At 72.8% G+C, this 10,426-nt stretch carries 8 protein-coding genes; 2 read left to right on the forward strand and 6 right to left on the reverse strand.

Features of this window, described 5'->3' with window-relative positions:
• The first annotated feature begins 55 nt into the window (after positions 1 to 55).
• The gene (locus CNO22_RS00805) at positions 56 to 1,648 is read left to right on the forward strand and encodes an AMP-binding protein (protein ID WP_100497451.1); all 1,593 of its coding nucleotides are present in this window, start codon (positions 56 to 58) and stop codon (positions 1,646 to 1,648) included.
• Between the two features lie 27 nt (positions 1,649 to 1,675).
• Here CNO22_RS00805 and CNO22_RS00810 read toward each other — a convergent pair whose 3' ends face one another.
• The 6 genes from CNO22_RS00810 to CNO22_RS00835 all read right to left on the reverse strand — a co-directional run bounded on the left by CNO22_RS00810 (position 1,676) and on the right by CNO22_RS00835 (position 8,674).
• Positions 1,676 to 2,086 (reverse strand): RidA family protein, encoded by a 411-nt coding sequence (locus CNO22_RS00810; RefSeq protein WP_100497452.1) that lies wholly within the window; start codon positions 2,084 to 2,086, stop codon positions 1,676 to 1,678.
• Between the two features lie 45 nt (positions 2,087 to 2,131).
• Positions 2,132 to 2,809, reverse strand: a complete 678-nt coding sequence (locus tag CNO22_RS00815) for a hypothetical protein (protein ID WP_157936730.1) — start codon at positions 2,807 to 2,809, stop codon at positions 2,132 to 2,134.
• A 5-nt stretch (positions 2,810 to 2,814) separates the two neighbouring features.
• The gene (locus CNO22_RS00820) at positions 2,815 to 3,777 is read right to left on the reverse strand and encodes a membrane dipeptidase (RefSeq protein ID WP_100497454.1); all 963 of its coding nucleotides are present in this window, start codon (positions 3,775 to 3,777) and stop codon (positions 2,815 to 2,817) included.
• Positions 3,774 to 5,486, reverse strand: a complete 1,713-nt coding sequence (locus CNO22_RS00825) for a hypothetical protein (protein ID WP_100497455.1) — start codon at positions 5,484 to 5,486, stop codon at positions 3,774 to 3,776. Before CNO22_RS00825 ends, CNO22_RS00820 begins: the two co-directional genes overlap by 4 nt.
• Positions 5,487 to 5,492: 6 nt before the next feature.
• Entirely contained in the window at positions 5,493 to 7,106 is a 1,614-nt protein-coding gene (locus tag CNO22_RS00830) for a BCCT family transporter (protein WP_198588018.1), read from the reverse strand.
• 110 nt (positions 7,107 to 7,216) lie between these two features.
• Positions 7,217 to 8,674, reverse strand: coding sequence for an aldehyde dehydrogenase family protein (locus tag CNO22_RS00835; RefSeq protein ID WP_157936731.1), 1,458 nt, complete (start codon positions 8,672 to 8,674; stop codon positions 7,217 to 7,219).
• 124 nt (positions 8,675 to 8,798) lie between these two features.
• Between CNO22_RS00835 and CNO22_RS00840 the strand changes: the two genes are divergently transcribed.
• Positions 8,799 to 9,707, forward strand: a complete 909-nt coding sequence (locus CNO22_RS00840; protein WP_100497458.1) for a LysR family transcriptional regulator — start codon at positions 8,799 to 8,801, stop codon at positions 9,705 to 9,707.
• Positions 9,708 to 10,426: the final 719 nt, after the last annotated feature.

The raw sequence follows: 10,426 nt of genomic DNA on the forward strand, positions 1-10,426 counted from the left end.
GGAGCGGCTGCCTCGCCGCCCTACCGTGATCGCCTCCCCGTCTCCCGGAGGTGCCATGCCCGCCCCCGTCGCGGACACCGTCGCGGCCCTGCTGCGCCGCACGGCCGCTGCCCGTCCCGGCGCCGAAGCCGTCGTGTGCGGCGACGTGCGCTGGACCTACGCGCAGCTGCTCGAGCGCGTGCGGACGGCGGCGGGCGCGCTGCTGTCCCGCGGGGTGCGTCCCGGCGACCGGGTGGCGATCTGGGCGCCGAACTCGGAGCGGTGGGTCGCCGCGGCGCTCGCCGTGCAGTACCTGGGTGCGACCGTCGTCCCGATCAACACCCGCTACAAGGGCGACGAGGCCCGTGACCTGCTGTCCCGGACGGGCGCGGTGACCCTGCTCACCGAGACCGGCTTCCTCGGGCTGAACTACGCCGGGATGCTCGGCGCCGGCTCCGCGGACGGTGCGCCCGGTCTGCCCGCGCTGCGGACGCTGGTCGAACTGGGGGACGCACCCACACCGGGAGCCCTCGGCTGGTCCGACCTCGTCGGTGCGGCCACCGACGCCGACCTCGTCGCCGCGGACGGGATCGCCGCCGCGGTCGGGCCGGAGGCGATCAGCGCGATCCTCTTCACCTCGGGCACGACGGGGCGCCCCAAGGGAGCCATGCTCGGCCAGGGCCAGTTGCTCGAGGTGTTCGCTTCCTACACCGCCGGGCTGGGCGTCGGGCCGGACGACCGCGCGCTGGCGGCCAATCCGTTCTTCCACACGTTCGGCTACGCGGCCGGGATTCTGGCCTGCCTGCTCGCCGGCGCGGCGATCCACCCGATGCCCGCCTTCGACCCAGCCGAGGCGCTCGCGCTGATCGAGCGCGAGCGGATCACCTGGGTGCCCGGGCCGCCCACGGTCTACGCGATGCTGATGGACTCCCCCGCCCGGCCGGGGACGGACACGTCGTCGCTGCGGCTGGCGGTCACCGGTGCGTCCGTTGTCGCGGGCGAGCTGATCCGGCGCATGCGAGCCGACCTCGGTTTCCGCGAGATCATCACCGCCTACGGGCTCACCGAGTCCAGCGGCGTGGTGACGATGTGCTCGCTGACCGATCCCGACGAGGTCGTCGAGCAGACCAGCGGTCGTCCGGTGCCCGGGGTGCAGGTGGAGATCCGCGAGCCCGGCGGGCGGGCCCTGCCTGCCGGCACCGCCGGGGAGATCTGCGTCCGCGGCCCCAACGTGATGGTCGGCTACCTCGACGACCCCGAGGCGACCGCGGAGGCGGTCGACCCGGACGGCTGGCTGTGCACCGGAGACGTCGGCTATCTCGACGACAACGGCTACCTGCACATCACCGACCGGCTCAAGGACATGTTCATCGTCGGCGGGTTCAACGCCTACCCGGCCGAGATCGAGCGCCTCCTGACCCAGCACCCGGCGGTGTCCCAGGCCGCAGTCATCGGGGTACCCGACCCGCGGCTGGGCGAGGTCGGTTGCGCCTTCGTGATCCCGCGGCTCGGTGCGGAGGTCACCCCGGACGAGCTGATCGCGTGGTGCCGGGAGCGCATGGCCAACTACAAGGTGCCGCGCGAGGTCGTCGTGACCGACGACCTGCCGCGGAACGGAGCCGGGAAGATCTCCAAGCTCGACCTGCGCGAGCGCGCCCGGTCCTCCTGATCGGACCGGGCGCGCCGTCGGCCGGGGTCAGTGGATGACGTCCCGGACGACGTGCGCGACGGCGTCGATCTCGATCCGTGAGGCACTGCGGAACGCGGCGATCTGGACCGTCGTCCGCGCGGGCGCTCCGGTGGTGGAGATCCGGCGGCGGTAGACCTCGTTGAAGACCGGCAGGTCTCCGATGTCGGTGACGAAGGCCGAGACCTTGATGATCGTCGCCAGGCTCGCGCCACTGGCAGCGAGCACCGCCTCGAGGTTGTCGATGGCGAGCTCGACCTGGTCGGCGAACTCCGCTGGCGTGCCGCCGTCCGCGTCGATGGGCAGCTGGCCGCTGGTCCACACCAGGTCCCCGAACCCGACGGCGGGGCTGTAGGGCGCGGAGGGCGGCGCGCCGTCCAGCGTCACGAGTCGGCGTCCGGTGGCGGCGGGGTCGGTCATGCGGGGTCCTCTCGGAAATTGACAGAGCGTGCACTGCAGGCACGACTACGGCAGGTCCTCGACCAGGAACCTCCGGGCCGAGGCGACGGCGAGCTCCCAGTCGGCGGCTGCGACGGCGAGGCCGGACCGCCGGGCGGCCGTCAGGAGAGCGGCCTCCTCGTCGCCGCCCAGGCCCGGACCGGCCGGCGGCTCCTTCACCTCGTCCGTGAACTCGAGGCGCCCACGCCACGGGACCGGAGCAGCGGCGAGCCGACCGTCCAGGTGGAGACGTCCGCCCGCCACCACGCAGCTGCCCGGCCCCGACGGCCCGTCCCACTGCAGGCGCAGCGTTCGGGCGGTGCGACGGCCGTGGTCGGCGAGCGCCGGGGCGAGCATCCAGGGTTCGTGCAGCGCAAGGAACACCAGTTCCTGCGGGACCGCGGCGAGCAGGTCCCGCACGGGCGGCGCGAGCAGCACTCCGCTGGCATCCGCCGGGACGGCCGGCTGCCCGGCTGCATCGGCGCTGACGGTGAAAGCGGGCGTGGCAGGCTCGCGGCCGAGCACCGCAACCAGAGCCGACAGGCCGCACTGCGCGACGACCTCCATGCGTTCCACCCCTGCAGCCGCGTCCGACGCCGGCCCGTACGGCACGCCGCGGGCACGAAGTGCTCTGAGCGCGACGTCGCGCAGCTGGCGCGTGGAGATACCGACGGAGGACGGGGCCGGGGCCGGGGGGACGGTCACGGCGGTCATGACGGGTCGAGGACGTCGGAGTACAGCTGCAGCCAGTTGCCACCCAGGACGGCCGCCGTCTCCGCGTCGGACAGCCCGGCCGCGGCGAGGCCCTCCTGCAGCCGGGGGAAGTCGGCTGCGCTCCGGAACCACGGCTGCCACTCCGGCCACCGCGCCGCGGGCGGGTCCAGCTTCAGCTTGCCGTGCCGGAGGCGGACCAGGTCCTCGTCGCTCCAGCCGCAGGCCAGGTCGCTGCCGACGGCGACGTGCTGGAGGCCGACCTGCTCGGCGAGCTTGACGACCATGGCGCAGAAGCTGGCCAGCTCGGTCTGCGGACCGCCGATGAAGTGCGGGTAGAGCGTCACGCCGATGACACCGCCCCGCTGCGTCAGCGCCTCGATGACGGAGTCGGGCTTGTTGCGGGGCGAGTCGCAGAACCACCGCGGGTTCGCGTGGGTGATGGCGATCGGGCCGGCCGACGCGTCGATCGCCTCACGGGTCGTCCGGTCCCCGACGTGGGAGCAGTCGACGAGGATGCCGACCCGGTTCATCTCCTCCAGCAGCACCCGCCCGTACGCGGTCAGGCCGCCGTCCTCGGGGTCGTAGCAGGAGCCGCCGGCCATGTTCTGCACGTTGTAGGTGAGCTGCACGATCCGGACACCGAGGCGGTGGAAGACCTCCACCAGCCCGGGGTCGTCCTCCAGGGGCGCGGTGTTCTGGAAGCCGAGCAGCACCGCGGTACGGCCCTCCTCGTGCGCCGCGCGGATGTCGGCCGCCCCGGTGGCCGGGCGGACGAGGTCGGCGTTCGCCCGGAAGAGCTGCTGCCAGCGGATCAGCCGGTCCAGCGTGCGCCGGGCGTCCTCCCACACAGCGACGGTGGCGTGGACGCCGCTGACGCCGCCGTCGCGCAGCTGTTCCAGCATCGTCCGGTCCCAGTTGTTGATCTCGATGCCGTCGATGACCGGGAAGGGGGTGCTCATGCGGGGGCTCCGGGGAGAGAGGGGAACAAGTCGTGGTCGTAGCGCCGCATCCGCCGGAGGGCCGCGGCCGGCGGCGTGCCGTTCATCAACGTGACGCGGACCCAGTCGGTCGACTGGGGCACGTACTCGCACGCGCCGTACATGGCCAGCTGGAAGCGCTGCAGCTGCAGCGGCAGGAAGTCCTGGGCGAGCAGGTTGTCGCGCACCTCGGGGTACGGCAGCCCGGCGCAGGACTGGACGCGCGCGACGACCGAGCGCAGCTCCGGCGCCTCGAGGAGCAACGCGCCCACCGGCTGGCCGTCCGGGCGACCGGACACGGCCGCGGCCAGCCGGGCCACGCTGCGGGCGACGTCGACGGGCATCTCCACGTCGGCGCCGGCGTCGCGGCCGCGGACGCCGCGGCGCGGCTCCTCGTTGTCGCGGGCGTAGTACCAGAACCAGTGCTCGGAGCCGTCGGCGCCCATCAGGTCGGACACCCAGTCGTAGGAGCGCAGCGCGGCCCGGAGGCTTCCGACGTCCGCGGTGGGATCGGCGCTGTGCTCGAAGCGCTCGACGTGCAGCAGGTCGTCGACGTGCTCGTCGAAGGTGTCGTCGAGGTCGGTGAGCGCCCCGAGCAGCACCTCCTGTGCCTCCAGGCCGAGGTTGTCCTCCCCCCACCGCCACACGTCGTCCAGCGGGGAACCGCCGCCGTGCCGTGCCCCGTCCAGGTGAGCGCGGAGCCGGGCCAACTCGGCCCTCAGCGACGCGGCGTCCTGGAACGGCGCGCACGATCGGTCGGCCCGGGCAGCACACCAGCCCAGCGCCCGATCCAGGTGTGCCTGCAGCCGCGGGATGCCGGCGACGGCGCGGGCGGGGCCGGTGGCACGAGCTAGCGCGAGTGCGGTCTCCCGCACGCCGACCCAGCGGTCGAGCACCGCTGGATGGCTGATGACGTACGGCACCATGCCCAGCCCGGTGGCGTTGCCGATGCCCAGCCCGCTCCGCCAAGCCGGCAACAGGCGGACGGCGCCCACGCTCCGGCACCGCGCCATGTGCTCGACCAGGTCGCAGCTGAACTCGCGGAAGAGCCAGGCGGCCAGCATCTGTGCCCGGTACGGGGCCGCGACCGCCCGCCGGGTCCGCACCCCCTCGTAGGTGGCCATCCCGAAGCGCCCGTTGCCGTAGTACGCGGTACTGCGCAGCACGTACGGCGAGGAGCCGACGAGGTCGGCGGACGGCTGCCGGCCGGCGGCCAGGGACTCGACCACGTAGTCGAAGAAGCGCGCGCTGCGATTGCCGCGGGTCCACACGAGGGTGTCCGGATCGGCCACGCCCTGCTCCTGGCGCGGCACCTCGGCGCGGATCCGCTCCAGTCGCGCGGGGTCGAGTGGGCCGTCGACCAGCGCGGCGGTGACGTCCCAGCCGGAGGCGACGACCCGGTCGGTGCGCACCCGCTCGTCGATGACGGTCGACAGGACGACGAAGCGCAGCGTGCTGCCCTCGGCGTCGACGCGGTAGACCGCCTCCCCCACGCCGTCGGCGTCGATCGCCCACCGCTCGACGGCGACCCGCCAACCCCGGCGGACGGCGCGGCGCAGCAGCGACGCGGTGAAGCTGTGCCGGGTCGCCCGGGCTGCGCCCAGCCGCTCGGGGGTCATGACCTCGGCCGCCGGGCGGCGCCAGGCCGCGAGGCTGTCGATGGTGGGTGGGGTGAGCATCGCGGTGGCCATCTCCGGTCAGCGCTCCGTCCGAGGGATCTCGGCGATCGTGGTCGGGAGGGCGGTGGCGGAGCGGCCGGGCACCCCTGCCGGGGGTTCCTCCCGGTCGGCGTCCGCACGCGGCGTCGGCACCGGAGCGCCGGACCGCCCCCGTCCGGGGAACTGCTCGTGCGCCATCTGCCGGGCGATCATCGGCGCCGCCCACAGGATGGGCAGCATGACCAGGCCGACCGGGACGGCGGTCACGACGATGAACGACTGGAGGGCCGTGATGCCGCCGTCGCCGATCGAGATGAGCACGGCCGCGGCCAGGCCGAGGAGCACCGCCCAGCCGGCGCGGACCTGCCGGGCAGGCTCCTCGCTGTCGGTTCCGGCAGCGGCGATGCTGTAGGCCATCGAGTCGGTGGTGGTGGCCACGAACGTCACGGTGAGCAGCAGGAAGCCGACCGCCAGCACGCCGCCCAGCGGCAGGTTGCCCGCGATGGCGATGATCGCTCCGGGCAGCCCGTCCTCGGTGAGCGGGCCGGAGATCGCCCCGGGGTCCTGCTGCTCCAGCCAGATGCCGGTGCCGCCCAGGACGGTGAACCAGAACGTCGTGGCGACCGGCGGCACGACGGCGGTCCAGACGACCAGCTCGCGCAGGGTCCGCCCCCGGGAGATGCGGGCGATGAAGATCGCCATCAGCGGGGCGTAGCCGAGGAACCAGCCGAAGAAGAAGATCGTCCACCCGCCGGCCCAGGCGGCGTCCCCCTGGTAGAGCGACAACGGCACGAAGTCCCGCAGGTACACACCGAAGCCACCCAGGAAATTCATCACTACGAAACTGATCGAACCCAGGACGAGCACGGCGGCCATGAGGGCGAGCGCCCCGACGACGTTGAGGCGGCTGAGGAACTGGATCCCGCGGTCGATGCCGGACGTCACCGACACGACCGCCACCGCCGTGAGCCCGACGATGACCACGAGCTGGGTGGCGTAGGTGTCCGGGACGCCGAACAGGTCCGACAGCCCGGAGGAGACCTGCAAGCCCAGGAAGCCGATCGGCCCGACGGTGCCGGCCACGACCGCGACGATGCAGACCACGTCGACGACTGCACCGACGACGGAGGTGCGGACCCGCTCGCCCAGCAGGGGGTACAGCAGCGTCCGGGGCCGCAGGGGCAGGCCCTTCTCGGCGCCGCGCATCATGACGATCGCGCCCAGCGTCCCGAGGACGGCCCACACCAGGAAGCCCCAGTGGACGAAGCTCTGCGCGAGGGCGGCGCGGGCGGCCTCGTCCGAGCCCGGCTCGAGATCCCCGAAGAACGGCGGCGTGCTGGTGAAGTGGTACATCGGCTCGGCGGCCGCCCAGAATACGCCGCCACCGGCCAGCAGGGTGCACATCACCATCGCCACCCACTTGAACCGGCCGTACTCGGGCCTGCCGCCACCGCCGAGGCGGACGCGGCCCCACGGCGAGACGGCCAGCACGACCGCGACGAGGAACGTCGCCAGCAGCAGCAACTGCCAGTAGAGGCCGAACCACCTGGTCGCGACGGCGAAGGCGGCGTCGATCCAGCGTCCGGTGAACTCGGGGGCGGCGACCGCGACGACCACGAAAGCACCGAGGATGCCCCCACTGGCGCCGGTCACCGCCAGATCGGTCCGTCGTGCAGAGCGAGCACGTGCCATGACTTCGTCCTTCGTCGAGCGTCGGGTGGAGCGCGGAGGGGAGGACTCGTGCGGGAGGTGCTGAGCGGAGCTCAGTAGGTGGCGGTCGAGTAGACGGCCTTGGTCTCGGTGAAGAAGTCCCGGGCCGCCGATCCCTGCTCCTTGGGGCCCGGCGCGGAGGAGGCCTTCATGCCGCCGAAGGGCACGTGCAGCTCCGAGCCGGTCGTCGACTGGTTGACGTTCACCAGGCCGGCGTCCAGCTCGTCGGCGGCCCGGCGGGCGAGCCGCTCGCTACCGGTGAAGATCGCGGCCGACAACCCGTACCGGGTGTCGTTGGCCAACCGGAAGCCCTCGTCCGCCGACGAGAACGGCAGGACGACCGAGACCGGGCCGAACACCTCGTCGCAGGCGATACCGATCGTCGGCTTGTCCGAGGCCAGCAGCGTGGGACGCACGAACCAGCCGCCGTCCGGGACCCGCTCCCCCGGCCCGCCGGCCAGCAGCTCCGCGCCCTCGGCCAGCGCGGACGACACGGCGGTCTCCACCTCGCCCCTTGCCGACCGCGACACGAGCGGGCCGACCTGCACGCCGTCGACGAGTCCGTCCCCCACGCGCAGGTCCGCCAGCGCCGGCACGAGCCGCTCCAGCAGCGCGTCGCGGACGTCGTCGTGCACGAGCACGCGCCGGGCCGCCGTGCACTTCTGACCACTACCGCTCGCGATGCTGGTCACCAGGGCCGGCACTGTCAGGTCGAGGTCGGCGTCGGGGAACACGACCGCGGGGTTGTGCCCACCGAGCTCCAGCTGGGCCTTGGCACCACGCGCCGCGGCGAGGGAGGCGATGCGCCGACCGACCCCCTCCGAACCGGTGAAGGTGACCGCCGCGACCCGGGGGTCCTCGACGATCTGCTGCCCCCGGGCACCGGAGCCCGGCACGAACTGGAGCACGCCCGCGGGAAGTCCGGCCTCCAGCAGCGCGCGGACCATCTCGGCGGCGATGAGCACGGCGTACGAGGCCGGCTTCCACACGACTGTGCAGCCGTGCACCAGCGCGGGCGCGATCTTCCACACCGGGATGTTGAGCGGGAAGTTCCACGGCGTGATGACGCCGACGACGCCGACCGGCACCCGGTGGGTACGGACGATCTCGTCGGCGGTGGAGCCGTGGAAGACCTCACCGGCGGGCTGCCAGGCCTGCAGCCCGTGGTAGCGCAGCGTCTCCGCCGAGCGCACGACCTCGATCCGCGACTCCGCCAGCGTCTTGCCCTCTTCCAGGGTGAGCAGCTCGGCCAACGTCTCGACGCGGCTCTCCAGGAGCTCGGCGGCTCGGACGAGGACGCGGCCCCGCTCGAGAGCGGGGCGACGACGCCAGGCCGGGCCGGCGTCGTCCGCTGCTCCGACTGCGCGCTCGACCGTCGCCTCGTCCGCCGCCAGCCACGACCCGACGACGGAATCCGAGCGGGCGGGGTTCTCCCGCTCGACACTCGGCAGCCCGCTGTCCAGCCAGGCCCCGCCGACGAAGGGAGCGGCCCACGGTCGGCTGTCTGTCATGTCCTGCCCTCGTTCCGTTGTGAATGGGATCACGAGATCGAAGGTAGGAGCTGCATCGAGAGCCGTCCAAGACCTGTCTTGCGCAAATCGATAGCCTGGAGGCATCGATCCAGGAAGGGATCTCATGGAGCTACGACACCTCACGTACTTCGTTGCCGTCGCGGAGGAACTGCACTTCGGGCGAGCCGCCGAGCGACTGCTGGTCGCCCAGCCATCCCTCTCCCGGCAGATCCGTCAACTGGAGGACGAGGTCGGGGTGGTGCTGCTGGAGCGGACCAGTCGGCGGGTGGAACTCACCGCCGCCGGCCGGAGCTTTCTCGACCACGCGGTCGCGACGCTGGCGCAGCTCGAGGAGGGCCGGATCGCAGCCCGGCGCACCGCCAGTGGCCTGGCCGGCCAGGTGCGACTGGGGTTCGTCGCGTCGGTCGCGGTGGCGGTGCTGCCTGATCTCGTTGCGGCTCATCGCCGGCTCCGTCCCGAGGTCACGCTCGACCTGCGGGAGATGACCACGGAGGCACAGGTCCCGGCGCTGGTCGAGGGCCGGATCGACGTCGGCCTGGCGCGCGACCTGGAGCCCGTCCCGGGTCTGTGCCTCCAGCCGGTCCTCCGCGAGGGACTGCTCGTGGCCCTGCCCGCCGGCCACGCGCTCCGTGCTCGACGGAGGCTGCGCTTCGCTGAGCTCCGCGACCAGCCGTTCGTGACCCTGCCGCGGGACCAGGTGCCCCGGGCCTGGGACCGGTTGTGGACGCTGGGTCGCCGAGCGGGCTTCTCGCCACGGACGGCGCAGGTGGCCTTGCAGTACACCACCATGCTGGCCCTGGTCGCCGCGGACATCGGCGTGGCCGTCGTCCCCGAGTCCGTGCGCAGTTTGCGCAGCTCGGGCGTCAGGTACGTGCCGATCGACGACCCGGATGCGGAGTCGGTGATCCTGGCCGTGTCCCGGGAGGACGAGTGCAACCCCGCTGTCCCGGGGCTCCTCCACCTGCTGGACCGGGATCAGCTGCTGGACGACACCGACATCACGGCTACGTGACCGCCGGCCCCGCGGTGTCACGGCAGGGGGCCGGGCCGCGTCTCCGCATGACGAGGCCGATCAGATCGGGCTCACCTCTGGGCAACGCCCCTCCTGGGTGAGGCGTCTCGGGAGGCGGCAAGCTCCGACGGCTGCAAGGGGCAGCCCTTCGCAGGCGTTGCCCCCTGACAGCCTCTCGCCGCTCCGAGGGACTCGTCCGCATGAGGGCCTCCAAGGCCCGCAACCAACTGAGCCGAGTGCCGAGGTCGCCCCTCGCGTACACGTGCACGGCGGCGACAAAACGATCAACCGGAGCGAGCGAGCACCGATCCGACAGCCGCGCCGTGCCCGGCGATGTGCTCCATGGCGTGACGAGCTTGGACACCCGCGATTCGGAAGCTAGCGTCCGCGACCCGTCCGCTGACCAAGAACGTCCGGCAACAGTCGGGGCAAGTCCAACGGTCGTCCGAGATGCCCACGGCCGCTCTCCTTCATCCGGGAGGCAGCCGCGCAATGCCGACTGCCGCTTCGATCGAGACCTTGTCAGTACCAATCCTCCAGGCGCGCACCGCCAATCGCGCAACGCGTCCCACTGAACGAGAGCCACGGGGCTGCAGGCCGCCACGGGCAGACTGGTACATCCGGCCGCCCACTCGTGTCCCAAAATCTTCTGCGCCCACGGAGCCGCAGCGGCGCGGTCACCTGGCCCAGGACGTCACGGTGGACTGGCCGATCCCGGC

The organism is Geodermatophilus chilensis, assembly GCF_002802985.1.
In the GTDB taxonomy this organism is placed as follows: domain Bacteria; phylum Actinomycetota; class Actinomycetes; order Mycobacteriales; family Geodermatophilaceae; genus Geodermatophilus; species Geodermatophilus chilensis.

Coding starts and splice junctions, on each gene's coding strand:
- CNO22_RS00805 (WP_100497451.1), top strand. CDS start 56: ATGCCCGCCCCCGTCGCGGACACCGTCGCGGCCCTGCTGCGCCGCACG.
- CNO22_RS00810 (WP_100497452.1), bottom strand. CDS start 2,086: ATGACCGACCCCGCCGCCACCGGACGCCGACTCGTGACGCTGGACGGC.
- CNO22_RS00820 (WP_100497454.1), bottom strand. CDS start 3,777: ATGAGCACCCCCTTCCCGGTCATCGACGGCATCGAGATCAACAACTGG.
- CNO22_RS00825 (WP_100497455.1), bottom strand. CDS start 5,486: ATGGCCACCGCGATGCTCACCCCACCCACCATCGACAGCCTCGCGGCC.
- CNO22_RS00835 (WP_157936731.1), bottom strand. CDS start 8,674: ATGACAGACAGCCGACCGTGGGCCGCTCCCTTCGTCGGCGGGGCCTGG.
- CNO22_RS00840 (WP_100497458.1), top strand. CDS start 8,799: ATGGAGCTACGACACCTCACGTACTTCGTTGCCGTCGCGGAGGAACTG.